The 25,320-nt window shown below is 38.5% G+C and carries 25 protein-coding genes, 1 tRNA gene, 2 pseudogenes and 1 riboswitch; of the genes and pseudogenes, 11 read left to right on the forward strand and 17 right to left on the reverse strand.

Translation table 11 applies throughout. The features are described from left to right. The first annotated feature begins 130 nt into the window (after window positions 1–130). On the forward strand, window positions 131–1,030 hold the full coding sequence (locus ACN0T8_RS07505) for a cation diffusion facilitator family transporter (protein ID WP_417880013.1): 900 nt from the start codon (window positions 131–133) through the stop codon (window positions 1,028–1,030). Here the strand turns inward: ACN0T8_RS07505 and zntR are convergent. Next, on the reverse strand, window positions 1,027–1,482 hold the full coding sequence (gene zntR / locus ACN0T8_RS07510; RefSeq protein WP_417880014.1) for a Zn(2+)-responsive transcriptional regulator: 456 nt from the start codon (window positions 1,480–1,482) through the stop codon (window positions 1,027–1,029). The two genes, ACN0T8_RS07505 and zntR, sit on opposite strands and share 4 nt — an antisense overlap. A gap of 226 nt (window positions 1,483–1,708) precedes the next feature. Here zntR and ACN0T8_RS07515 point away from each other — a divergent pair, with 226 nt between their 5' ends. Beyond that, window positions 1,709–2,392 (forward strand): OmpW/AlkL family protein, encoded by a 684-nt coding sequence (locus tag ACN0T8_RS07515; protein WP_417880015.1) that lies wholly within the window; start codon window positions 1,709–1,711, stop codon window positions 2,390–2,392. A gap of 56 nt (window positions 2,393–2,448) precedes the next feature. On the opposite strand, the pseudogene ACN0T8_RS07520 reads toward ACN0T8_RS07515, so the two are convergent. Then, a pseudogene (locus tag ACN0T8_RS07520) lies at window positions 2,449–2,790 on the reverse strand (beta-ketoacyl synthase N-terminal-like domain-containing protein); the annotation flags it as partial. Between ACN0T8_RS07520 and ACN0T8_RS07525 the strand changes: the two are divergent. Then, window positions 2,785–3,012 (forward strand): annotated as a pseudogene (locus ACN0T8_RS07525) (SAM-dependent methyltransferase); the annotation flags it as partial. The pseudogenes ACN0T8_RS07520 and ACN0T8_RS07525 overlap by 6 nt on opposite strands. 222 nt (window positions 3,013–3,234) lie before the next feature. Here the strand turns inward: ACN0T8_RS07525 and ACN0T8_RS07530 are convergent. Continuing rightward, complete coding sequence (locus ACN0T8_RS07530; RefSeq protein ID WP_417880016.1) at window positions 3,235–4,365, reverse strand: HlyD family secretion protein; 1,131 nt, start codon at window positions 4,363–4,365, stop codon at window positions 3,235–3,237. Next, window positions 4,365–4,748 carry a DUF3302 domain-containing protein gene (locus tag ACN0T8_RS07535; RefSeq protein ID WP_417880017.1) on the reverse strand — a complete coding sequence of 128 codons (384 nt, stop codon included), beginning with the start codon at window positions 4,746–4,748 and terminating at the stop codon, window positions 4,365–4,367. The genes ACN0T8_RS07530 and ACN0T8_RS07535 overlap by 1 nt, the downstream gene beginning before the upstream one ends. Window positions 4,749–5,038: 290 nt before the next feature. On the opposite strand from ACN0T8_RS07535, the gene ACN0T8_RS07540 reads away from it, so the two are divergent. The 4 genes from ACN0T8_RS07540 (at window position 5,039) to ribB (ending at window position 8,823) form a co-directional block, all read left to right on the forward strand. Continuing rightward, complete coding sequence (locus ACN0T8_RS07540) at window positions 5,039–6,001, forward strand: bile acid:sodium symporter family protein (RefSeq protein ID WP_417880134.1); 963 nt, start codon at window positions 5,039–5,041, stop codon at window positions 5,999–6,001. Further along, window positions 6,001–6,624: a mechanosensitive ion channel domain-containing protein gene (locus ACN0T8_RS07545; protein WP_417880018.1), complete on the forward strand. Its 624-nt coding sequence runs from the start codon at window positions 6,001–6,003 to the stop codon at window positions 6,622–6,624. Before ACN0T8_RS07540 ends, ACN0T8_RS07545 begins: the two co-directional genes overlap by 1 nt. A 301-nt stretch (window positions 6,625–6,925) precedes the next feature. Then, window positions 6,926–7,540, forward strand: coding sequence for an acetate uptake transporter (locus tag ACN0T8_RS07550; protein ID WP_417880019.1), 615 nt, complete (start codon window positions 6,926–6,928; stop codon window positions 7,538–7,540). Between the two features lie 333 nt (window positions 7,541–7,873). Next, window positions 7,874–8,031, forward strand: a riboswitch (FMN riboswitch). Window positions 8,032–8,160: 129 nt separating this feature from the next. Continuing rightward, entirely contained in the window at window positions 8,161–8,823 is a 663-nt protein-coding gene (gene ribB, locus ACN0T8_RS07555) for a 3,4-dihydroxy-2-butanone-4-phosphate synthase (RefSeq protein ID WP_417880020.1), read from the forward strand. A gap of 80 nt (window positions 8,824–8,903) precedes the next feature. On the opposite strand, the gene ACN0T8_RS07560 is transcribed toward ribB, so the two are convergent. From ACN0T8_RS07560 to ACN0T8_RS07580, 5 genes are all read right to left on the reverse strand, one after another. Continuing rightward, window positions 8,904–9,881, reverse strand: a complete 978-nt coding sequence (locus ACN0T8_RS07560; RefSeq protein WP_417880021.1) for an OmpA family protein — start codon at window positions 9,879–9,881, stop codon at window positions 8,904–8,906. A 10-nt stretch (window positions 9,882–9,891) separates the two neighbouring features. Next, window positions 9,892–10,929 (reverse strand): fimbrial protein, encoded by a 1,038-nt coding sequence (locus tag ACN0T8_RS07565; RefSeq protein ID WP_417880022.1) that lies wholly within the window; start codon window positions 10,927–10,929, stop codon window positions 9,892–9,894. Between the two features lie 6 nt (window positions 10,930–10,935). Next, window positions 10,936–11,694 carry a molecular chaperone gene (locus tag ACN0T8_RS07570; RefSeq protein WP_417880023.1) on the reverse strand — a complete coding sequence of 253 codons (759 nt, stop codon included), beginning with the start codon at window positions 11,692–11,694 and terminating at the stop codon, window positions 10,936–10,938. Between the two features lie 23 nt (window positions 11,695–11,717). Continuing rightward, window positions 11,718–14,183 (reverse strand): fimbria/pilus outer membrane usher protein, encoded by a 2,466-nt coding sequence (locus ACN0T8_RS07575; protein WP_417880024.1) that lies wholly within the window; start codon window positions 14,181–14,183, stop codon window positions 11,718–11,720. A 61-nt stretch (window positions 14,184–14,244) separates the two neighbouring features. Beyond that, the gene (locus tag ACN0T8_RS07580; protein WP_417880135.1) at window positions 14,245–14,742 is read right to left on the reverse strand and encodes a fimbrial protein; all 498 of its coding nucleotides are present in this window, start codon (window positions 14,740–14,742) and stop codon (window positions 14,245–14,247) included. 424 nt (window positions 14,743–15,166) lie between these two features. Between ACN0T8_RS07580 and ACN0T8_RS07585 the strand changes: the two genes are divergently transcribed. After that, window positions 15,167–15,826, forward strand: a complete 660-nt coding sequence (locus tag ACN0T8_RS07585) for a winged helix-turn-helix domain-containing protein (protein ID WP_417880025.1) — start codon at window positions 15,167–15,169, stop codon at window positions 15,824–15,826. Between the two features lie 237 nt (window positions 15,827–16,063). Here ACN0T8_RS07585 and ACN0T8_RS07590 read toward each other — a convergent pair whose 3' ends face one another. From ACN0T8_RS07590 to rpsU, 6 genes are all read right to left on the reverse strand, one after another. After that, window positions 16,064–16,261, reverse strand: a complete 198-nt coding sequence (locus tag ACN0T8_RS07590) for a diguanylate cyclase (RefSeq protein ID WP_417880026.1) — start codon at window positions 16,259–16,261, stop codon at window positions 16,064–16,066. A gap of 410 nt (window positions 16,262–16,671) precedes the next feature. Then, window positions 16,672–16,748 (reverse strand) — tRNA-Ile (locus tag ACN0T8_RS07595). 159 nt (window positions 16,749–16,907) lie between these two features. Beyond that, window positions 16,908–18,749, reverse strand: coding sequence for an RNA polymerase sigma factor RpoD (gene rpoD / locus ACN0T8_RS07600; protein ID WP_417880028.1), 1,842 nt, complete (start codon window positions 18,747–18,749; stop codon window positions 16,908–16,910). A gap of 120 nt (window positions 18,750–18,869) precedes the next feature. After that, complete coding sequence (gene dnaG, locus ACN0T8_RS07605; RefSeq protein ID WP_417880029.1) at window positions 18,870–20,630, reverse strand: DNA primase; 1,761 nt, start codon at window positions 20,628–20,630, stop codon at window positions 18,870–18,872. Window positions 20,631–20,794: 164 nt separating this feature from the next. Beyond that, the gene (locus ACN0T8_RS07610; RefSeq protein WP_417880030.1) at window positions 20,795–21,238 is read right to left on the reverse strand and encodes a GatB/YqeY domain-containing protein; all 444 of its coding nucleotides are present in this window, start codon (window positions 21,236–21,238) and stop codon (window positions 20,795–20,797) included. A gap of 28 nt (window positions 21,239–21,266) precedes the next feature. Next, window positions 21,267–21,482, reverse strand: a complete 216-nt coding sequence (rpsU, locus tag ACN0T8_RS07615; RefSeq protein WP_017024921.1) for a 30S ribosomal protein S21 — start codon at window positions 21,480–21,482, stop codon at window positions 21,267–21,269. A 228-nt stretch (window positions 21,483–21,710) separates the two neighbouring features. Here rpsU and tsaD point away from each other — a divergent pair, with 228 nt between their 5' ends. Next, window positions 21,711–22,727 carry a tRNA (adenosine(37)-N6)-threonylcarbamoyltransferase complex transferase subunit TsaD gene (gene tsaD, locus ACN0T8_RS07620; protein ID WP_417880031.1) on the forward strand — a complete coding sequence of 339 codons (1,017 nt, stop codon included), beginning with the start codon at window positions 21,711–21,713 and terminating at the stop codon, window positions 22,725–22,727. Window positions 22,728–22,773: 46 nt separating this feature from the next. Here the strand turns inward: tsaD and plsY are convergent, their stop codons facing one another. Continuing rightward, the gene (gene plsY, locus ACN0T8_RS07625) at window positions 22,774–23,376 is read right to left on the reverse strand and encodes a glycerol-3-phosphate 1-O-acyltransferase PlsY (protein ID WP_417880032.1); all 603 of its coding nucleotides are present in this window, start codon (window positions 23,374–23,376) and stop codon (window positions 22,774–22,776) included. A 158-nt stretch (window positions 23,377–23,534) separates the two neighbouring features. Between plsY and folB the strand changes: the two genes are divergently transcribed. Together folB and folK are read left to right on the forward strand one after the other, a co-directional pair. Next, window positions 23,535–23,894: a dihydroneopterin aldolase gene (gene folB, locus ACN0T8_RS07630; protein WP_027697810.1), complete on the forward strand. Its 360-nt coding sequence runs from the start codon at window positions 23,535–23,537 to the stop codon at window positions 23,892–23,894. Beyond that, window positions 23,891–24,373 carry a 2-amino-4-hydroxy-6-hydroxymethyldihydropteridine diphosphokinase gene (gene folK / locus ACN0T8_RS07635; protein ID WP_417880033.1) on the forward strand — a complete coding sequence of 161 codons (483 nt, stop codon included), beginning with the start codon at window positions 23,891–23,893 and terminating at the stop codon, window positions 24,371–24,373. The genes folB and folK overlap by 4 nt, the downstream gene beginning before the upstream one ends. A gap of 84 nt (window positions 24,374–24,457) precedes the next feature. Here folK and ACN0T8_RS07640 read toward each other — a convergent pair whose 3' ends face one another. Beyond that, window positions 24,458–25,228, reverse strand: a complete 771-nt coding sequence (locus ACN0T8_RS07640) for an undecaprenyl-diphosphate phosphatase (RefSeq protein WP_417880034.1) — start codon at window positions 25,226–25,228, stop codon at window positions 24,458–24,460. Window positions 25,229–25,320: the final 92 nt, after the last annotated feature.

Consider the following 25,320-nt stretch of genomic DNA (forward strand, 5'->3'; position numbering starts at 1 on the left):
TTAGAGGTTAGTTATTGAATAATATTAAGTTAATTTTTATTGATACATTTCCATTTTTAGTTTTTATAAATCTTTATTGTAAAGCTCCTCCATTTCGCCAAAATATCTTTAGTTATCTAAAGGTATTAATATGTCTGTTCATTCAAGGTTTAACGAAAATCGTGTTTTAGCTTTCTCGGCTGTTTTTGCATCTATGTTTGCAGGGGGAGGCTTGATTGTTGGCTTACTTGTTGGCTCATTAGTCATCATGTTTGATGGGGTGTATTCCCTTGTTAGCCTACTGTTAACATTATTGTCGCTCGTTGCCGCTCGTTATATTAAAAAACCATCCGATGCTCAATTTCCTTTTGGTCGCGCGCTATTCGAACCTGCGGTTATCGCGGTCAAAGGAGCAGTGATCTTATTAATCGTCAGTTATTCATTATATTCAGCGATTGGCGCCATGTTTACTGGAGGCCGTGCTGTTGATGTTTCGATTGCAACCGCCTTTGGTGTTATCAATGTTATTGGTTGTGGTCTGGCTTGGTGGTGCATGATCTCATTACGAAACAAGCATTTCTCTGGTTTGATTGATGCTGAAGTGAAGCAATGGCAAATGGATACATTATTGAGTGTTGCTGTCACCGCGGGGTTTGTGGTGGCTTGGTTGATGACGTTAACACCGTTGGCAAAATACGCGGTATATGCAGACCCAATGATGATGCTACTGATGTCATTTTATTTTATTAAAGTACCGTTTGAGATGTTGCGATCTGCATTAAGAGAAATCTTTTTGATGGCACCAAGTAAAGAGATTTACCAAACCGTTGATCAAAGCATTATAGTGACGAATGAAGATTCTCAACAAGAAATTGAATTAGCGGGTGTAGTGAAGGTTGGCCATGAATTGTGGGTCGATGTGGATCTTCATGTTGATGATTCTAGTGAACTGATCTCACGTGATGATATTGAACAAGCCAGACATGGCATTGAAACTCGCTTGTCTTCTTTGCCATTGAAATTACAGCTCACTATTAATATTGCCAGTTAATGTTTCTGACAGCTTTCGGAGTGGTGATGTTTTTCGACTTTCACTTTCTCCGTATTGGTTTCCAAGGCTTGTAAGATGGTACATTCCTCTGCGCTACCTTTTCCGCCACAGCAAGCGGACGATAAGGTTTTTAATGAGCGTTGAAAATGTTGTAGTTCCGCCAATTTTTGCTCCACATCCGCAAGTTTAGCATCAACCACTTGTTTGACATCAAAGCAAGAGTTACTGGCTTTATCGACTTCGATTTCAAGTAACTCTTTAATATCTGCAAGGTTAAATCCTACCTTTTTAGCTCTAATAATAAATTGTAGTGCTTGCTTATCTTGCTCGTTATATAGGCGGTAGCCAGATTCAGAGCGAGCAGATGGGCTTAATAAGCCTGATTTTTCATAAAAGCGTAGTGTGTCGTTATTGATACTGCATAATTTAGCCAGTTCTCCGATTTTGTACATTGCTTATTCCTACTTTCTGCTGATATCAGTGTAAATCTTATAGTCTAAACATAGGTTCCATTTTTACCTACGGTTATTTCACTAGGTAAAATGATGGTGTGATCACGTCCTGTCAATTTATACGGGGAAATCATAAGTAAAATTGATGTAACTCAAAAGTGGTACTTCCATTTGTTTTTATTGTTGAATATTGAGGAATCATAATAAAAACAATATAGGTGAAATAATGAAAAAGTCTTTGATAGTTTTAGCTCTTATTACGGCAGGTTTTACTTCAGTGTCTGCTCATGCTGCTCTACAACAAGGTGACTTTTTAGTCCGGGCTGGCGCGGTATTAGTCGCACCGGATGAAAGTAATTCAGGTATTAAAGCTGGAGGAACCAATTTAGGTGGTGACGTTTCAGTGGATAATAATACTCAGCTTGGATTGAATTTTGCTTATATGATGAGAGATCACTGGGCACTTGAGTTGTTGGCTGCAACCCCATTTAGCCATGATGTTACATTAGGCGGTTCACCGGCAGGGCTTGACTCTTTGAACGGTGGATTGGGCAATGTGAAACACTTACCACCAACTTTAAGCGTATTGTATTACCCGATGGATACTCAATCGAAATTTCAACCTTATGTCGGGGTTGGTGTAAACTATACAATATTTTTTGATGAATCGGTTGATGATAGCGCTAAAGATAAAGGGTTCAGTAACTTAGATTTAGATAACTCTTGGGGCTGGGCTGGCCAAGTAGGGATGGATTATTTTATTACCGATAATATCACCTTGAATGCTCAGGTTCGATATATCGATATTGATACCGAAGCTAATGTTGAGCTTAATGGTGTTGGCAAGTTAAACGTCGATGTTGATATCGACCCTTGGGTTTACATGGTTGGCATTGGTTATAAGTTCTAGTTATTGCTAAATGAAGAGAAAGCGGCGCTGGTTTATCTGACAAGCGCCGCTTTTATTTAAGCGTATTTTTTAAAAATAATTAAAGTATTAATATCACCAAATGTGAAATCGTTACTCATGATGTATTGGCAATCCATTTCACGGCCGTCTCCACGAATAGAATCTAAATCGCCACGAGCAACGGCATGCTCATCGTCTTCAAGCACTAAAGTACCAGCGTCTTCACCAATGACTAGGCCATCTCTGTCTTTATCATAAGGGCGAGGAGTGGTTTTCGGAGAGTCGTTTTTTAAACTGGTTGCAAAAAGGGTATCAAAAACGGCTGACTCAGTAGGGCATCGCTCTTTACCACCACCGGCAACCATTACGGTTTGGTAACTCTGTTTGATTTCTTCCCAGACAATATGATCGATAAGCAACAAGCCTTGCCAGAAGGTGCTGATGTGTGGTGGATGAGTTAATTTCTAGATTGCTGCTCACCGATGGAAATTCTCAGTATTTTGCGCTGCGTTCGTGCTGCGATGAGGCCTTCAATCGATCTGTATATTATTGAACTATTTTGGGATGCACAGCGTTATGAGGCTGCGTCATACATCTTAAAGCTGATTAAAATTGAATTTAGATAGAGATTGAGAATGAACACAATACAAAAAACATCGGTTGTGATTATTGGTGCTGGTCTTTCTGGTCCAGTGGCTGAGGTTATTCTTAAATAGCATGATATTGAATAGAAAGTCTTATGTTAGATAACAAAAAGCCCCAAATGTTGGTTGTCCAACGATTGGGGCTCAGTTCAATTTGGGGCTTTGTGTACCTGAAGTATTACTGTGAGTGCATCGATATTAGTGGTCGAAGTACACGTAGTTTTGCCAGCTTTTCATTCGAATTAGGATTTTACGAATAATAGCAACGTGTTCTAACTTGCCTGAGTAGACTGCAATTTCAACATTGGCTCCCATAGGTAAGTTATACTGGTCGACATCATCAATCAGTTTCAGTTTTACCATGATACGGCCTTGAGTTTGCAGAGCATTGGTTCCTAATAGTTCACCACCAGCTTGGAATTGACTCTCAGCAATTGCAGGAAGTACTTCTTCCACTTCTGCTTTGAAAGACTTACCAGGGAGCGCTCTAAATATCATATCTGCTTCATCACCAGCTTTAATATTTAGTGTTGAGTTTTGGCGGAAGGCACCCACGAAGTAATGATCTTGAGTACTCACGAAAGTTAAAATTGGTTTAAATGGGAGTGGAACTGCCATAACACCAGGCTTTAATGCTAGTTGAGAAACATAACCATCCGTTGGTGCACGAATGATTGTTTGGTCTAGATTAAATTGAGCTTTATCTAATGCTGCTTGTGCTTCTGCAACTGAGGTATTAACCCCATCAATTTGTGATTCGAACGCGGCTTTAGCGGCATTTTCATTAGAAAGGGCTGCTTGGTAAGCGGCTTCTGCGCCTTTCGCGATTTGTTTTTTGTCATCCACTTGTTGCAAAGTAAATGCGCCACGTTTGTAACCTTTTTGGTAACGCGCTGCTTCACGTTGTGAGCGATCTCTTTCTGCCAAGGCTTGCACACTAGTGGCGGCAGCTTGTTTGTAATCAGCTTCTAGAACTAATACATTTTGTTTCGCGGCAGCCAGTGCTGCTTTTTTTTGTACAACCGCAGCTTTAAATGGGGTATCGTCCAAACGGACTAATACATCGCCTTGTTTTACGAGTTTGTTTGGTACAACGTCGACGGAAACCACACGGGCGCGGACATTAGAAACCATTGGTGTCGTGCTATAGATTTGGCCACCCAACTGAGTGAATGGCTGGAAGTAGTTCATCGCTAAGAAGATAGAGCCAAGTAAAACTACGCCACCTAAAACCGCAGTTGGAACCGTCCACTTATTGAGTGGGATACGGAAGATTTTAAATATCGCAATACAAAAAGCGGTATAGGTTAGAATCAATATTGTTTCCATTAGTTTGATTCTCCTTTGGCGCTTTCTTGTGTGTGCTCAGTTGGTTTTGCTTGAGGTGATAATTCAGCCATTTGTTTTTGTAGTTGAGAGATTTGCTTATTCAATTCATCCACTTTATGGTGCATATCATCTTGTTCGGCTTGTAGTTTATTAAAGCCCCAACCTCGATCTTCACGCCATAAGGTCGCCCAGATCCACAAGAATGGCCAAAGTACATGTAAAGTAAATAGACTTACCCAGCCAGAAACATGAATGGCATCTTGATGGGGATGATTGCGCTTTTTGGCAATTTCATAGGGGATATCGTGAATAACAATGATGCCGTAAAACAGCACCAGTACGACGAAAATAAGTATGCCCAGAGCTAGATGATCTAATGTCATTATTTTTCCTTTATCTGCTCGCTCAATATAATGCGATGACAGTTATTAATAAAAATATCGTGATTTTATTAATATTAGTTAATATTCTATGTCAAACAAGGCTTTGCTTAAAATACAACGCTTTGTATTCTTTGGGCTGCATCTCATAATATATGGTGTGTACGTCATGTTAGTTTATACGATACTAATGAAGTTCCAAAGTTTTTATCCAATTTTATTTATTAAGAGATATTAATCATATGCGTTTAAATCTAGTCGCAGTATTAAAAAAAGAATGGTTTTTAATCGCGATGGTCATCTGCATGTTACTCGCTACGATTATTCCTGATGTTGGGCGTAGCCAAGGTAGTTTGCATTTAGATCAGGTGACCGCTTTCGGTATTGCGATCGTTTTCTTTTTGCATGGTATTGGCCTTTCTCCACAATCGTTAAAAGCGGGGATGAGTAATTGGAGGCTGCATCTATTTATTCAATCGGCGACGTTTATTCTCTATCCTTTACTTTGGCTAGTGTTTGGTCAAGGATTATTGGCTGTGATGCCTAGCGCATTGGCATTTGGTTTTTGCTTTCTATTTGTATTACCGAGCACGATATCTTCATCGGTCGCTATGACCGCGATTGGTCGAGGCAATATGCCGGGAGCGATATTTAACGCATCACTTTCTAGTATTCTTGGGATCTTAATTACCCCACTTTTGGTTCAAGTCTTTATGGGGTTAGAGGGCGCTAAAATTGATGTTATGGATTCAGTTACTTCTATTTCGACGATGCTATTATTGCCTATGGTGCTTGGTCAACTATTGAGACCTTTTTTGCTAGCAAGTTTTGAAAAGTATAAAAGTATTATTGGTAAGTTAGATAAATTCGTTATCTTATTGATTATTTTTAATGCATTTAGTGATTCCATAGCAGAGGGGGTTTGGCATAGTTTTTCTATTGAGTATGTCATTATGTCGGTTGTAATTTGTGGGCTGGTATTGTTTTTTGTCGTGAACTTGATGGTTAAAAGCACTCGTTGGCTGGGCTTTGATCATGCTGATGAAGTGGCAGCGGTGTTTTGTGGTAGCAAAAAAACCTTGGCAGCTGGCGTGCCAATGGCGAAAGTGATTTTTAGTGCTGATCCTAGATTAGGGATGATATTGTTGCCGATAATGATTTATCACCCATTACAAATATTTTATTGCGCAGTTCTAGCCAATCGCTATCAAAAGAAAGCCATCACTCGTGAACAGCAAATAGAGGCGAATGATTAATGTCTACAATATCTCAAGAATGGTTGGTGTTTACTCAAGACTATTACAAATGGTTTATTACGGTTTTGGTTTTAGTGTTTTATCCAATGCTTCGCCGTATTCCGAGTAAAATTTTCTTACGTAGTATGAAAAGTGGTATTAGTCCTCACCGTAAGCAACGCGCTAGGCTATTGCTCAATACTATTACTTCTATCATTCTAATCTGTTTGTTATTGATGTTATGGGGGATTGAATTAAAAGGTTTATTAGTCGTTGGTTCATCCATGTTTGCTTTATTGGGGGTGGCACTCTTTGCTGGTTGGTCATTATTGAGTAACTTAACCAGCTTTTTAATTTTGTTTACCCAGAATGATTGTCGAGTGGGGCGCTGGGTGAGAGTTGTTGATGGTGCTAATTTTTTGGAAGGTGAGATCACCGAAATGGGCTTTATGAATGTTCAGTTACGTAGCCTTGATGGTGATTCGATTTTGTACCCGAATAGCTTATTTATAACTCGACCTGTGATTGTATTAAAAGAAAAACCACAACCAAAAGAGACTAATGTCTCTGAAGTAGAGGTAGCAATAGAGCAGAATACGGGTACTGTTGAATCGAAAGTTACTGAAAAAATAGTAAAATCATAATAACTATGTTCCTATTTTATTCAGTCAGAATATGATCATAGTTATTCTATCTCTATTCAATTTAACGCCACATCAGATTGGTTTGAAAGGTGCTTACATTCTTTCGCCAATCTTCCTTGCTTAAAGGAGTGGATGATAGCTCTGAATTCTGCATCTTGAAGTCACTAGGGTATATTAAGATTTCTCATGACTTTAAATGAGTTTTTTGTGACTTATACTACAAAGTGTTTTACAAAATTTCGATCATCGACAATAATACGCCGCTTTTAAAATTTCGTTCATATTTTAATCAGGTAATTCTATGTCAACCGCGACTACTACAAAACCAGCAAATCCAGCACCGTTAGGCTTAATGGCGTTTGGTATGACTACGATTCTTTTAAATCTACATAATGTAGGTTTATTTCCATTAACTAGTGTAATTCTTGCTATGGGTATTTTTTATGGCGGTATTGCACAAGTTATCGCTGGTATTATGGAATATAAAAATGGTAATACATTTGGTACCACAGCTTTCACTTCTTACGGTATGTTTTGGTTATCACTTGTCGGTCTAATTTTAATGCCTGGCATGGGGCTAGGAGAAGTAACACCAACGTATTTTCTAGCCTCTTACCTACTCATCTGGGGTATCTTCACTGGCTTGATGTTTATCGCAACATTGGCTCGTTACCCAGTAGCGAAACAAGTGATATTTGGTAGCTTGACTCTACTATTTTTCTTGCTTGCGGCAGGTGATTTTACTGGTAATGCAACTATCGGCCATATTGCTGGTGTCGTTGGTATTTTCTGTGGTTCAAGTGCGGTTTACCTAGCGGTTGCCACAGTCATCAATTTAGAATTTGGTCGCACTATTCTTCCTATCGGTGAAAAGAAAGTTGCTGCACCTGTTGAGTCAATTAAAGCTGCTGCTTAATTCGTTCCTAACAAAAACGTTATCGTGAAAGCCTCAGCTTAGTCTGAGGCTTTTTTGATCTTGGCTACTGCTTATATTTATCGCACTAATTATCTGATCATTCTTACTTGTGCAAAGCCTCGATAACTACGTTATCCCTTTCGTTTATAAAGAAGTTGATTGTAGAGCAACTAGTTATCAAAAATTTATGCCTTGTTCTCAAAATTTTTTCCTGCGTAATTTCTGAACACCTAATTAATTTGATTAGTATTAGAATTTATCTCTAACAGGAAATAGATTTTATCTTGTCGCTGTAATAGTATGTATCCACCACACTAAGTGGCACAATTTTTAACTTATTCTCAGGGCGGGGCGAAATTCCCCACCGGCGGTAAATAGCACTTGATGTTATCAGCCCGCGAGCGCCTATTCATTATCGTTTTGAAGTAGGGTCAGCAGATCTGGTGAGATGCCAGAGCCGACAGTTATAGTCTGGATGGGAGAGGATAAATGACACTGAACTACCTTAATTTCTAAGGTGGTTTAGTGGCTTTGACGTTGGTAATGCGTAGATTTTGCTATTTGTCTTACTGACCCCTTCTTAAAGAGCCCTGATTCTGGTATCCACAGGAGATATTACCATGAATCAGAACCAACCTTCGTTATTGGTCGAGTTTGGAAATCCTATTGAGCGTGTTGAAGTCGCTTTAGTTGCCTTGCAACAAGGGCAAGGTGTACTCGTACTTGATGATGAGGATCGTGAAAATGAAGGCGATCTTATTTATTCTGCTGAAACACTAACCGATGCTCAAATGGCGCTAATGATTCGCGAGTGTAGCGGTATTGTGTGCTTATGCTTAACCGATGAACAAGCTAATCAACTTGATTTACCGCCAATGGTCATTAATAACAATAGCCAGAATCAGACGGCATTTACGGTTTCAATCGAAGCCAAGCAAGGTGTGACGACTGGTGTATCAGCAGCAGATCGTGTTACCACTATTAAAACGGCCATTTTTGCCGATGCTAAGCCAGATGATTTAGCTCGCCCTGGTCACGTTTTCCCTCTACGCGCTCGTACTGGCGGGGTATTTACTCGTCGAGGTCATACGGAAGGCACGACGGATTTGATGCAGCTTGCTGGCTTGAATCCTGCGGGAGTATTGTGTGAAGTAACGAACCCTGATGGCACTATGGCGCGCGCAGAAGAGATCGTGGCATTCGGCAAACTACATAACATGCCAGTATTAACTATTGATGATATCGTTCAATATCGCGAGTCGTTAATGAAAAAACAAGCGTAGCGCACTAAAATAGTTGAATAAATATAAAAACGATGCCTAATAATGACATCGTTTTTTATTTAAAGATAAAACTATTTCATCTATTCTATATTTTTAATTTCGACAATGACCTTTCTTGCTTTTGGTCTTTCTTTTTCTTCAGGTGATAATAGATAAAGATCGGTTTTTAAATGGATACGTTCTGAAGGGATTCCATTCTTTTGCAAATAATTGATAGCGGTTCTAGCACGCTTATCGGCTAATTTTTCATTATAAGAACGATATTTTTCATGAGTATCGGCACTACCTGTTACTATTATTACGTAATGTTCAAATGATCTTGTACGTTCAATAGCATTATCCAATGATATTCGATTAGATGGGGTTAATTGATAAGAGTCATAGGCATAAGTTTCACTGTCGTACTGTTCATTAAAAATAGTTATAATATTTGGATTCGACTCTTCCATTTCAATGGTAGTTACATTATCTGATTTAGCTCCCCAAGGTCTTACGATAAGAGATAATGTAAATTGTTTTAGAGCATCATTTGTTGGTCTGTCGTATTTCGGACTAGTAAATTCAATATTGAAAGTATGATCATAGTTTAAACCGATATCAATATATTCATTTAATCGATAATAGCCGCCAACGCTAAGTAAAGGGCTAATATCATTATGGGAGCTTTGGCTGTCATAGATAGGATTATCCAGTTTGCTTTTATAAATGTATGCTCCAATTCCTGCTGATATTTTGAAATCACTCCATTCAAATAGTGTTTTTTGCGCAAGGATATCTAATCCTTGGATAGTGAAATCTTCTCCATTAGAATACCCTCGATAAGCTGTTTCAGTACTAAACCATGGGAAATTATAACCGATCCCATATCTTAGGAGAGTTATATTATCATTTTCTGAAAAATCAGAATCCTGAAACTCTGCTTTCCCCCCCCCAGCTATAAAATAAAGATCATTTAAATATGATGGGCTTGGAGTGGATATCTCAGATGCATAACTATTTTGAAAAATGAAAATATTCCCAATGAATATCAATATTAAAAAGATAGTTTTAATTAACATTATTATATCTCTATAAGTAGGATACTGAATAAATGACCATGGCTTCAAATTTTCCTTTGTCTATATTATCTGAATCAAGTGCATATAAAGTAGCATTGTAACGATCATAACCGACTTTTTCTATTTCATAGCCAGGATCAATAGGTTCATTTAATTTTACAGGAGTACCATTTTCGGTGTGGAGTTTAATAGCAAGGCCTTCTAGTTTATTACCACTAGGGTCAAATGCAGGAATATAAATGTTGTTATTTGCATCTCTTATATTATTGAAATAACCACGTAACTGTACTGCTCGACAATCTGGTCCATATTTAATATTCGTTACAACAATAGACACTGGTTGAGTCACTGTATTTCTAATATCATTCTCATTAAGTAAGCCAAAGTCAACATTGTTATTTTGAAGTTTTAATTCCACTTCGCACTTAGACGGTTTTAAAACATCCATATTTTCTATAACTGCATTATAGTTCGAATATTTTCCGTTATAACCTTTAACGCCATCGACTTGAAATATATTTAAAGGAGATGAATAGCCTTCGAATGTACCTGGTCCCGTGACAATAATGGGTTGATAAGTAATGGTTTTAGTTACTTTTGTTCTGACTTCACACGCGGAATTCGTTTCACCTGTAGCACATTTGTCAACTATAAAACTTTCTACCGGTGTTTTGGAACCATAGATATCTATGCCGTTATAGCGAAATCCTACCTTGATACCAGATATATCAGGTACACCCGTATCTCCCGTTTTACCCGGCCAAAAATAGACTTGTTCAACCATTTTTCTTTCACGTGGATAATGTGTAGCGTCTTTATAACAAGTAATGGTGACTGTTTGGGTTGTACCTCTCCAAATAACTTGGTCGTTTGGAGCACTTTCTGGTACAGATGCTGAAGGGTCGATATAAAAATGACTGACCCCACCAGGACCACTTCCCCCAAATGACCCACCAGCATCAGTGCTATAACAAGCCAGAGCCCAGGTTTGGGTATTGATGCCTAATGTCAGAATTAGAGCAAAAATCCATAGGATATAACGCGTCATGAAAAGTTACTCCTGCTTCATCTTTTCGGAAAATTGACACATCTCATTATCACACTGATAGAGATTAGTTATTAAAGCGCCATAATCATTTATATGGGTAATATAATAATTTCCTTTAATGAGCAATGAGATTTTTTTTCGGCTATATGGCTTTAGCATCATGGAATCAAGACCTTTTATCTTTTTTTTATGATTATCTGTGATTGAAAAATAAGTAGCATAAAAAGGTGAATTATTTTCAATCCAAACTTGATTGTCTTTTTTTGTTATTTTTGTGCCTTTTGATATAGCTAAATCAATATTAGCAATGCTGCTTAATTGGTCAGGTCTATAAAACATTTTAATAACCGATTCTATTGCAAATTGAATCGATCCCCCTGTATCACCGACTAGCTTTTTGTTTGTTTGTTCTTTATTTTGATCCTTTGGGGGAACTTCACGAACATGGAAGTAAAATAAACTTTCACGATCCAAAGGTAGGCTTTGAGTCATGCCTGTTTTTTCAATTCTCAAAAGTGCATAATCTTGACTTTCAATACGAATTAGAGGGGGAACAACCATAAATGGTTCCATTATTTGAGTTCCTTCATCATTCGTTATCCAAGCTTGAGATAAATAAGGTAAATTCGAAGGGTTTTTCACTCTGATCGTTTCTAATTTACTTTTCTCCGGAAAGATTATTCTTGTGCGATCTAATGCTAATGCTGCTTGAGCATTCTGAATAAAAAAGCACCATATAATAGTTATGATTGATAAAGTTTTCATATAACCTTTAACCTCTAAGTTAATTAGATGCATTCTAATTGACGAATATTGTTATTATTGAGTTGCTCTTCATTTATCGAGATGTGGCAATAATCATTATTACCCCAGCTAACTTTCAAAAATGAAGTATTATTTACACCTGACAAATAAACCGTTTGATCTGAACCTACTATCCCTATTTCTTCATTTGTATTGACATCAAAGATGGAAGCACCAAACGGAATCAATTGTGAACTACTAAGCTGGGCTAAGAAACTTTCTCCTTGACGTGCTCGTATGGTTTGAAAACCAATAGCACCTTCTGTAAGAACGGTACTTTTTATTGAATCTAAAACTTCCACATTGTCGGGTAAAGATTTGTAATCAATAGTATTCCAACTTTTTTGGTAAGGAGTGACACCATTCACGACAGCTAGACCAAATGAATTTGATGACTGTTTTCCCGTTCCTTGAATTGCAACATCAGGAACTTTAGTATCGATTAATAAACGAGTATCTCCTGCATTTAAATTACTGTAAGCAAGACCATGGTTAGTCAATAATAAGGTTCCAGATGCGCTGGCATTCACTTGTCGATAATCATCTGTTTGGTAACTTCCTCCTACCGAAGTGGAAACATAAGAAAAATCTCGATTATACGAACCACTGGCACCAATAGACTGGCCCTCATATTCATCAAATGATAGTCGGTAATTAGCATTACGACTTTCATCCTTTCCTGCATAGGCCATATTTTGTGAATATTTATGATCACTTACTTTTGTTTGCATCGAAACGGTATCCCCATTACCTAATGGGATTGATATTCCAATTCCCCAACCATTTTCATTATCATTTGATAAAGAAGACGTGAGTCCATTTTCATTATTATAATTGGCATATGAATTGACGGAATGATAAATATTTGCATTAACATAAAAGGTTAATCCACTAATAATAAAAGGTTTTGATGCTGTAATATCATATCGTTCTGAGTAACGACGATTATCCCAATAATTCCTAGAGTTATAAGATAAAAATAAACTAATATCCTTGATGCTTTGAGTTAACGTAATATATTTTTCATCTTTCTTATTGTTATTTGAGGCATATATATTAGCGATAGTATAATCATCATAGGTATGTAAATATTCATCAAATTCATAGAATTGTTTTTCAGAAAATCGATAACCAGCAACGCGAAGACCTAATCCCCAATCAGTTAATGTTGTGTTATAACTAAAGCCATAAGATGTCCCCGTCACTTTTCCTTCCCTTTCAAGCTCTGCTTGAGCGAGAGAGACATCAAAGGATAAGGCACCAAATTGATTAATATTAACCCCACTTCCTAAGGTGTAGGATTGATACTTATTTGAAAGTAGAGTGCCAGAAAATAATGAAAGCGTATTATTCAAACCATAAGCGGATTCTACTGATAAAAAACCTGGCGTATATTCATAATTTTTTGAATTAGGAACCCCCGCAGAAAAGGAATAACGTATTTTTCCTGAGCGAGTAAGATATTGAACATCTGCCCCATTTAATTGATAATTTTGAGTTTTTCCATTTGCCTGCTTAACTTCCACATTAATATCGCCTTGACTGGTTTGTGAAAGATTATTAATGATGTAAGGGCCTGCATTCACATTGACAACTTTAAGCACTCTTCCTTGTTGAGTGATAGTAATTACCGCATTACTGTCTACCGTGCCTGATATCGTTGGAGAGTATCCGCGTAAATAGGATGGCAACATTTTGTCATCATTTTGTAAGTTCACACCTATCATGTTAAAAGAATCATATACACTTGAGGCGAATTGAGTATTACCAAAAGTGAATTTGGATTGGATGTTTCTTATTGGAATATACCCATAATAAGATGTAAATTCTCCACTAGTATCATCGGTTTTTTGATATTGAGCACGTAACCTTACAGGGCCAGTATTAGCACCGAACATTCCATAGGTGGTTAAATTATTGTCCCAACTTGCATCTGAATTTTGTTTTGTTGAGAAGTAATTCATATGATAATCAAGAAAGATTCCTGATATTCCATCATTCCATTGTTTTGGTTCAACAAAGCCATTTTTATAATTTTCAGCTAAATACTCTTGAGGCATCGAAATATCAACGCGTCCTTTCCCCAAATTGATATCAATAGTAGTATATTCTATATTGATCAGTCTAAAGCACTGATTGTCATTGATTGTTGATAATGTTTTTTTGTATATTGTTAATCCTTTTTCATTTAATGGGAGTGACTTTAATGTTTTCTTATCGATACAAAGTTGATTTGAAATAATAGTTAAATTTTCAGTATCTAGATAATCTTGATTAAAGTACAGATCAAGAAGATAGTTTCCATCCTTAATATGGTTTCCTTTTTCAAAGTTACTGAGATCAACTTCATTTTCAGATTTTATAAAGTAACTATTAAATTCAGTTGCATTGGTTGAGCATGAAATAAGAGATATATAAATCAAAAATGCATTGAATAAATGAAAACGCATTATTAAACTCCAAAATTGAGCAATAAAAATAGAGCCCTAGATAAACTAGGGCTTGTTTTTATTATTGATAGCTAACGCGCAATAAAGCCCAAGATTCAGCATTACCAGCTGTGACTGGGGTTGCTGCTGGATCTACGTTGGCTTCATAAGCTGCAGAAAATGAAGCCATGTTTGTACCATCAATCAAAACATTTGATGCGGCCACATCGCCATTATCAATTGGTTGGCCATTATGCAGAATACGCACACCGACACCAGCAGCACCACCTTCTACGCCGAAGAGTTTACCACTCGAATCTGGATTCGATAAGAAAGTAAAATCAGCTGTTTGAGATACCGTTGTATCACAATCGGTTAGTTTTATATTGAATTGAACGGGAGTAGAGCGATCACCATTCGCTTTAAATATGTGAGTAGGGTGTTGTCCTAGTTGGATAGTTTGATCCATGCTATTTGGGGATAAACCACATGCTGATTCAACAATTTCACCTTTAAAATAAACATTTGTTGTGTTGTCTGACATTGCAGGTGCTGATAGGAAAATACTAAAAATACTCATTGCAGTAAGAGGTAACCCTGCCTTTAAAGCAATGTTCTTTTTGTTTTTGTTCATTTTTAAAACTCCGTTCTGTTTATGATTTATGAGAATAACTGTTTATTTAAATTTTTATTCTCATTTTAATTGAGCTCTATTTTTGGTATTTAAAATGTAAGCTCAACAAATCAAATTAGAGCTTATCTTTAATGTTTTCACAAAGTGAAACAGAATAATTAATTATGAAATAGAATAATTCATTAATTTTCATCTAAATAAATATGAAATAACGACATGTTAATATTAAAAATATGTTGTAAATAGTAATATGAACTGATAGTTATTTTTCTTCGGGAGTATTTGTTTCAAGGGATGTTAAGTTATAGATTTCATTGTGGTTTTATTTTTTGATTTATAATTGATTATATTAGAGTATTAAGGGGTTAAAATGGAAGTTTATAAATGCACTACCTATGAAGCATCGTTTAGTATGCATCGATATGAATTTATAGATGGTAGTATGTTTTTGCCTGAAAAGTTTTCAATATCATTGTCGGATGGTGAGGTTATAGCATTAGGTTATAATGAATGTATGGCTTTATGCACTCTTTTGGAATATAAAAATGAATTTGTCATGAGAAAATTATTAATTAAAAATATTTGGGGGGATAGGGGGGTTTTAGTTGATGAAAATAGTCTTAACCAATGTATATCAAGATTAAGAAAGCAAATAAATAATACTGTGTTAAGGGCGATAGTGCATATAGAAACTTTACCTAAAGTTGGGTATAAGATTGAAATCGCAACTAGCTTATCAAAGGATGACATTAAATTAGCGAAAAGTTCTGATGTTGGAATTATAGATAAGTCAAAACATAATCTTGCCTTATTTGTTTTTATAAGTTTTATTATTCATCTGTTGATAATTTTTTATCATGATGAAATAGTCGATTTAATTAACAGGAATGATGTTGTTTCTATAATTATTCAAGATAATGAAAATATAGAGAAGGGATTAAGGAGTAACGGTAAAGCAATGATGGTTTATTGTGAAAAAGGTACTTTATCGTCAGAAAAAAATAGTTATTATAGTTTAAGTTCTAACTAATTTTAATTATTTTTCTTGATAAGGTTTTTCTCGGTTTTTTGTCATTAATTTTTTAGAGGTAATAAGATTGCCTCTAATTTCTATTTTTTAGTTTGATTATAAAAACATTTTTTGTGAATGTTTCTTATTTACTGGCTATTGGGCGTGTATATTGAATAAAAGTAAATCTCATCATGTCCGAAATTTTTACTATTTTATCGAATTGGCTGATCTACGATATTGCCACTTACCTCGTTATCAACCTATCATTGACGCATTTTCGTTTGTAGTATGACTAATTGCTGATCTAAATTTAATATTAGGTGAGAAGATGATGGCGAACTCTTCACCACCGAGTCGTGTCACTAAGCTTTTTGGGTGAGAATGTTCACGTAAAATATCGGCAATACTAACTGAGACATGATCGCCAACCACATGACCCCATCCATCATTCACTTTCTAAACGGATTTTTATTAAAGCTTGCTAATTTGGCTAACTTAATTTTTTGATCAGCAAAGGTGAGTTTATAAGCGAAATCTCGTTCACGACCGTAAATATTTAAAGCTATAACAAATTGATTTACTTCGTAGAAAACTTTGTTCTTTCTCTCGTATTATCAAAATCATGATACGAATGAACAAGTAGTCAGCAGGCGAGTGAAACTGAAAAGAAAACGGTTACAATGATGCTGCCCACAAGTAGCGGGAAATACCAAAGCGAGGGATTGAGTGGATGCGAGTTTTCATTGGGTTTAGCATGACTACCGTATGAACATGTACCGATCAAACCGTTCAGTATAAGCCAAAGGGGGCTTTATTCTCACCTTAGAGAATAAAAAAGACGCCCTTGAGCGTCTTCTTTGAAATGGTGGCCCCACACAGACTTGAACTGTGGACCTAACGATTATGAGTCGTGCGCTCTAACCAACTGAGCTATGGGGCCAAATTGTTGCACGATTATAGGGGAATGAGTTCTTAGTGTCTAGATGTGTAAGCCTAGATTGTGTTTAGTTTTTATCCACTTAAACCTGTTTCTTATTTCAGATATTAAAAAGGTGAGTATAGAACTCACCTTTTTAATCAGAAATGTATCCGATTTGGCTTATTCGTCCAAGAAACTACGTAGTGTTTCTGAGCGGCTCGGGTGGCGAAGTTTACGTAATGCTTTCGCTTCAATCTGACGAATACGTTCACGAGTTACGTCGAATTGTTTACCCACTTCTTCCAATGTGTGGTCAGTATTCATATCGATACCGAAACGCATACGAAGTACTTTTGCCTCACGAGGTGTTAGACCCGCTAACACATCTTTAGTTGCAAACTTCAAGCTAGTCGAGGTAGCTGAATCTAAAGGTAGCTCAAGCGTAGTATCTTCAATGAAATCACCTAGGTGAGAATCTTCATCATCACCAATAGGAGTTTCCATTGAAATTGGCTCTTTAGCAATTTTTAGTACTTTGCGAATTTTGTCTTCAGGCATTTGCATACGTTCAGCCAATTCTTCTGGTAAAGGTTCACGACCCATTTCTTGAAGCATCTGACGAGAGATACGGTTCAATTTGTTAATGGTTTCGATCATGTGTACCGGAATACGAATCGTACGGGCTTGGTCAGCAATTGAACGAGTGATCGCCTGACGAATCCACCATGTTGCATAAGTCGAAAACTTATAACCACGACGGTATTCGAACTTATCAACCGCTTTCATTAGGCCAATGTTACCTTCTTGAATAAGATCCAAGAATTGTAGGCCACGGTTAGTGTATTTTTTCGCAATCGAAATAACTAAACGTAAGTTTGCTTCAACCATTTCTTTCTTCGCACGACGAGCTTTTGCTTCACCGATTGACATGCGACGGCTGATATCTTTGATCGTTTGCACATTCAAAGAGGTTTCTTCTTCGATTGATTTTAGCTTGAAGATACTACGGCGCAGCTCTTCTTCGCTTTGTTTTATTTTATCTGCATAAGGTTTACCAGATGCTAGAACTTCATCTAACCATGCATCTGATGATTCATTACCCGTAAAGGCTTGCACAAATGCTTTTTTCGGCATTTTCCCGTATTCAACACAAGTACGAATAATTAAACGTTCTTGAGTACGTACACGATCCATTGAGTTTTTAAGATTATTAACTAAATAATCAAACTGTTTTGGAATCAGACGGAATTGACGGAAAACATCAAGAAATTCTTGTTTACTATCAGAAATGGCTTTGCTGTCACGACCGTGTTCATTGATCGCAAGTTGCAGGTTCTGATAAGTATTACGAAGCTCAGTAAAGCGCTCTAGAGCAAGCTCAGGATCGATGCCTGTATCTTCCTCTTCTTCGTCCTCATCTGAATCAGAATCTTCATCATCGTCATCCAAATCATCATCAGTAACAGCAAGCTCTGAGCCAACATGTGTTGCAGTTGGTGCGGCATTACCATCATCATCAGGATCAACGAAACCTGAAATAATGTCAGTTAAACGAAGTTCTTCAGCTTGAACTTTATCAAATTGCTCAAGAATGTAAGAAATAGTGCCTGGGTATTCAGCGACTGAACATTGTACTTGGTTGATGCCATCTTCAATGCGTTTAGCAATGTCGATCTCACCTTCACGAGTTAAAAGTTCAACCGTACCCATTTCACGCATGTACATGCGCACTGGGTCAGTAGTTCGGCCAATTTCACTTTCTACACTTGAAAGTGCGGCTGCTGCAGCTTCGGCAGCGTCTTCATCTGCTACTGCCTCATTCAACATAAGATCGTCCGCATCAGGTGCGGTTTCAACGACTTGGATACCCATGTCGTTAATCATTTGAATGATGTCTTCTACCTGTTCTGAATCTACGATTTCTTCAGGTAGGTGGTCATTTACTTCGGCGTAGGTCAGATAGCCTTGTTCCTTACCTTTTGCGACAAGTAACTTTAGCTGTGACTGCGGATTTTGATCCATCGACGATATCCAACTTGAGGTCTGAGTGAAGAATATTAGTATGCGAAATGCAAACCGCCAATTATAACAAATTTAATCATTGCTCGCCACTTAAGAACATTTTCTTAGGACGTTGCTGAACTAAGGACGTTGAAGAATAAGATCTTGCAACTCCCGTTTTTCCTCGACTGATAAGCCGGAGCTTCTTTCTTTCGCTTGCAAAGTTTCAATTTGTTTTTCAATACATTGGGCTAGTATTTTATCCAATGTATCTAAAAATACATCTTGTTCATTATCATCATTGAGGGGGATATCCCAATTCATTAAGCGCGATAATAATGGTTCATTTTGTTGATCTCGCCAGTGTTCCATTAACTGGGCAGACTTGATATGGGGATTTTCTCGACAAATATCAAGTACATTTAATAATAAACTTAAACCAGGTAAGTCTATATGGCGAATTGTATCTAAGTTTGGTGTTAATTCAGCATAGCTGGGTTTTTGCAAAAGTAACGCAATAACCACGCGCATAGGTGTACGTTTTATCTCTTTATGTGGTTGAGGCGTTGTTTGAGGTTGACTATCTTTAGCGATTAATTGCTGTAATTGACGTTCATCCAATAACCCGAGCTTTTTACCTAATAAGTCCCTCAAGTATAGACGCAATGTACCACCTGGCACTTTTTCTATTAATGGTACTACCAATGAGGTTAATTTTGCCTTACCTTCATTGCTACTGGTATCTACTTGTTGCATCAAGGTTGAGAATAAAAACTCTGACAAAGATGTTGCATGGAATACCTGTTGCTCAAATTGTTCTTTACCATATTCGCGAATGTAAGAATCTGGATCTTCACCATCGGGTAAGAACATAAATTTTAATTGTCGACCGTCAGTTAAATACGGTAGAGCGTTTTCCATGGCTCGCCAGGCTGCTTCTCGGCCAGCGCGGTCACCATCGTAACAACAGACCACTGTACCTGTTTGGCGAAATAGCATTTGCATGTGATCGCCAGTCGTCGAAGTCCCTAGTGCTGCAACTGAGTAATCCACACCGTATTGCGCTAAGGCCACCACATCCATATAGCCTTCGACCACTAAAATTTGTGTAGGTTCACGATGGCTTTGTAGGACATCGTATAAGCCGTATAGCTCTTTACCTTTATGGAAAACTGGGGTTTCTGGTGAGTTTAAATATTTCGGTTTTTCATCACCGAGTACACGGCCACCAAAACCAATCACTCGCCCACGACGATCTCGAATCGGGAACATGATACGACCACGAAAACGGTCGTAACGGTTGCCTTTATCGTTTTCAATCAGCATGCCGCCTTCAACCAACATATCCTGTACGGCTTTTTGTTGACCAAAGTTTTTACGCACATTATCCCATTCATCTGGGACATAACCGATGCTAAACTTTTGTACGATCTCGCCGGATAAGCCGCGATTTTTAAGGTATTCAATCGCCGGTTTATTGGCGGCAACTTTTAACTGAGACCGATAATATTGACTAATACTTCCCAGTAAATCGTATAAATTGCGTTTCTGCTCCGCGTTAGCGCGTGGGGCATTATTTTGGAAGTTGCCACCGCCGCGTTGTTCGCGAGGAACATCAAGGCCCAGTATTCCAGCTAATTCTTCAATCGCTTCTACGAACTCAAGCCGTTCGTATTCCATCATGAAATCAATAGCATTGCCGTGTACACCACAGCCAAAGCAATGATAAGTTTGACGGTCAGGGCTGACAATAAAAGAGGGTGTTTTTTCATTATGAAACGGGCAACATGCACTGTAGTTTTTACCTTGTTTCTTGAGTTTGACGCGTGGATCAACAAGATCGACGATATCAACTCGAGCAAGAAGGTCATCAATGAAACTACGTGGGATGTGTCCTGCCATAAAGAATAAAATCCGATTTACGAGTCTAGGGCGCTACGCTTCTCGGGTTTCGATAGAGCTATCGAGATACGAGTCACGAGCTTTCGATTGTCGTGTTTATAAATACAAACAAGCCGTGCAACTCCAAAGAAGTGCACGGCTTGATTTAATTTAAGCTGGAGAAATTAAGCTAACTTAGAACGAACTAAGCCACTTACTTTACCCATGTCTGCACGGCCTTGAAGTAGAGGTTTTAATACCCCCATTACGTTCCCCATGTCTTGCATGCCCGCGGCACCAGAGTCAGTAATTGCTTTATCAATTAAAGCAGCTACTTCTTCATCGCTAAGCGGTTGAGGCATAAATTCCTCTAGAACGGTAATTTCAGCTTTTTCAGCATCTGCAAGATCTTGACGATTTGCAGCTTCATATTGCGTAACAGAATCGCGACGCTGTTTAACCATTTTAGTCAACACCGCAAGAATGTCATCGTCGCCCAGAGTAATCTGTTCGTCAACTTCACGTTGCTTAATGGCTGATAGAGCTAAACGGATTGTGCCAAGGCGCGCTTTGTCCTTGGCTTTCATCGCTATTTTTTGCTCTTCTTTAAGTTGGTCAATCAGAGCCATAACTTAAGTCCTTATGGAAGTTAAGTTATTAGTACAAGCGAACGCGACGTGCGTTTTCGCGAGCTAGCTTTTTAGCGTGACGCTTTTGAGCCGCTGCTTTAGCGCGTTTACGTACAGTTGTTGGTTTCTCATAGTGCTCACGACGACGCACTTCAGAAAGAACACCTGCTTTTTCGCAAGAGCGCTTGAAACGACGTAGTGCCACGTCGAACGGTTCGTTATCACGTACTTTAACTACTGGCATATGCCTTTCACCTCAGGGGTTATTCGTTAACGCTGATCGTTGAGTCTGTTCAATTGTTAGCCCAGACATTAATCAGCTAGATCAAAAATGGTGCGGAATTTTAATCCGATCGCTACCCATTTGTAAAGCATTATAAAGGGAAGATCTGGTTAAATTTTTTCCGAGGCGGTAAGATTACGCTCAATTCTAGAAAAATCAACCGATGTACCAAGAAGTACTGGGATAACTATGCGAATTTTAGGTATTGAAACCTCATGTGATGAAACCGGCATTGCGATTTATGATGAAGAGCAAGGGTTATTATCTCATCAATTATATAGCCAAGTGAAATTACATGCTGATTATGGTGGTGTAGTGCCGGAGTTGGCCTCTCGTGATCATGTAAAAAAAACCATTCCATTGATTAAAGCGGCTCTGAAAGAAGCGGGTGTAACGTCAAAAGATATTGATGGGGTAGCTTATACTGCTGGCCCGGGCTTGGTTGGCGCATTATTAGTTGGCGCAACGATTGGTCGCAGCCTTGCTTATGCGTGGAATGTTCCCGCGGTGCCGGTTCATCATATGGAAGGGCATCTGTTAGCGCCAATGCTAGAAGATAATCCACCTGATTTCCCGTTTGTCGCTTTGCTCGTCTCTGGTGGCCACACCATGATGGTGGAAGTCAAAGCGATTGGTGAGTACCACATTTTAGGCGAATCCATTGATGACGCCGCGGGTGAAGCATTTGATAAAACTGCTAAGTTGATGGGCTTAGATTACCCGGGAGGGCCTTTGCTATCTCGTTTGGCGGAAAATGGCACTAAAGGTCGCTTTAAGTTTCCGCGTCCAATGACGGATCGACCAGGACTTGATTTTAGTTTCTCTGGTTTAAAAACCTTTGCGGCTAATACCATTGCGGCAAATGATAACGATGATCAAACTCGCGCAGACATTGCTTATGCTTTCCAAGAAGCGGTATGTGACACCTTAGTGATTAAGTGTCGTCGTGCACTAGAACAAACCGGACTAAAGCGTATCGTGATTGCAGGCGGAGTAAGTGCTAACAAGCAACTGAGGCTTTCGCTAGAAGCACTAGCACAAAAAGTAGGTGGCGCGGTGTATTATCCTCGTACTGAATTTTGTACTGATAATGGCGCGATGATTGCTTATGCGGGGATGCAGCGTTTACGTAATGGTGAGATGACCGATCTTTCTGTTCAAGCTCAACCACGTTGGCCTATTGATCATTTAAAGCCGATTGAATAAATTCGATGACAATACAATGAATAAACGGCAGCCTAGGTTGCTGTTTTTATTTGGAAGGTAATTTCTTTTTATTGATCTTAGGCTCACTACCATCAATCAAGCGTTTAATGTTTTGGTGGTGTCTAAAGATGATTAAGCAAGAGAGCATTGCCACAGGAATGGTGTATTGCGGTTTGACTAACCAAGTATAAAATGGTGCAAGCAGTGATGTGACAATGGCAGCAAGCGATGAATAGCGGCTAAAGAAAAACGTAATAAGCCATGTTGCCATCACCATGCCGGTTAAATCGAACCCAATCGGTGCCATAGTCCCTACCGCAGTCGCTACGCCTTTGCCACCTTTAAAATGGAAGAAGATTGGGTAGATATGCCCTAAACAAGTGGCAACCCCAATAAAACCAAGAATCAGTGGTTCTATACCTAGGTAGTAACTTCCCCAAACCGGAAGCATTCCTTTCAAAATATCACACAGCAATACACCAAACGCAGCCCATTTTCCCCCGACCCGCAATACATTGGTTGCACCAGGGTTGTTTGAACCTTGAAGGCGTGGGTCTGGCAATTTGCACATTCGACAGATCAGCACCGCACTCGAAATTGACCCGAGTAAATAGGCGAGAATGATCAATATAAGTGCCAGAATGCTCATAGTCTTCCTAGACGGTAGTGTGAAGTTGGGAGTTTGTAGTATATTTTGCGCATATTACGTGTTTTTATCTCACTTGGGTATCCGATGAGTCGTAATCTTAGAAATTCAATCATATTAATTTTTATAAGAAAGAATCTAATTTATTAAAAGGAAGCAGCATGGCCTTGGACAAAGTATTTATTGAGCAATTAGAAGTGATTACCACGATTGGCGCTTACGATTGGGAGCAAGATATTAAACAAAAATTGGTTCTCAATATTGAAATGGCTCATGACAACCGTCCGGCAGGCAAAAGTGATGATGTCAATGATGCATTAGATTACGCTCAAGTGAGTCAAGCGGTATTAAATCATATTGAGAATGGTCACTTTCAACTAGTTGAGCGAGTCGCCGAAGAAGTGGCAGAACTTATCATGACAACCTTTGCAGTGCCTTGGGTGAAAATTCACTTAATTAAGCCTGGTGCCGTACCACAAGCGAAAGGCGTAGGCGTGATTATTGAACGAGGCCAAATGTGACGCTCAGTTATATTGGAGTAGGCAGTAATCTCGAACCTAAAAAGCATGTAAAGGCCGCCTTTGACGAGCTTAGCTTGCTGGGTGAATTAAGATCTTCCACGGTTTATCAATGTCAGCCCGTTGGCTTTGATAGTCATGCTTTTTATAACCTAGTGTTTGAACTGGAAACGTTATTAAGTTTGTCTGAATTGCAAATCAAGCTTAGAGAGATTGAGTTGAAGTGGGGCCGCGAGGTTGAGGCACAAAAGTTCCAAGACCGAACTCTAGATTTGGATATTCTGTTGTATGGAAACGTGGTTTCAACGGTTAAGCCGATCTTGCCAAGAGCTGATATTTTTAATTATGAGTTTGTTTTGCAGCCGTTATATGAATTATGCCCAGATTTGAGTGTACCAAATGATGGACGAACTATTCGCCAGCTATGGGATGGTTTTACGCCAAAAGGTAGTTTGCAAGCGGTTCCGTTTGATTTTCGTTAATACTGGCGGTTCATCCAGACCGTAGATACAAAATGGGCGTGATACTTAACCGTATCACGCCCATTTTCTTATATTTGAGTTTGATTAACCCCAAGCCATGCCAAGTAATAACATGCCAAATAGAATGCGGTAGATACCAAACCCGACAAAGGTAAACTTAGCTAAGAAACTGATAAACCATTTAATGACAAAGTAGGCCACAATGAAGGCCGTAACAAAACCAACTGCAAGGTTAGTAACATCAGCGCTAGTGAAGTCTTGATAGTGCTTTAATAAATCATAACCTGATGCTGCGGCTAAAACCGGTAAGCCAAGTAGGAATGAAAACTCAGCACAGGTTTTACGATTCAATCCGACAAGCATGGCACCAATAATGGTGGAGCCTGCACGGCTAGTACCCGGAATTAGGGCAAATATCTGCGCGAAACCAATCCACATCGCTTGCTTCATCGTGACATCATTAACATCGGTGGTGGGGCAGGATTCTTCTTGGTAATACTTTTCAACCGCGATGAAAATAATCCCGCCGACGATAAACATTACTCCCACTACCGTGACACTAAATAACGCTTTCACTACATCACTCATTAGAAAGCCAATGATACCGATAGGCAAGAAAGCCACCGCGACTTTCACCCAAAGATCAAAGAATCTAGGGTGGAATTTTTCTTTATAGTTAGCGATAACGGCCAAAATGGCAGCTACTTGAATGATGACTTCAAAAGCTTGGTTAGTATCGGTATTGGCAATGCCTAACCAATCACCGACAACGATCATGTGTCCAGTAGATGAAATAGGTAAAAACTCAGTAATACCTTCGATTATTCCTAGGATAATGGAATCAAAAATGGTCATTGGAAGTGTGTATCCCTAATTAGATAGTGTGTTGCTGGTAAAATCACTTACCGGACTACGTTTATGAATGTGGTAGTGCAAAAATTGGCCGC

The organism is Vibrio sp., from assembly GCF_048266485.1.
GTDB lineage: Bacteria > Pseudomonadota > Gammaproteobacteria > Enterobacterales > Vibrionaceae > Vibrio.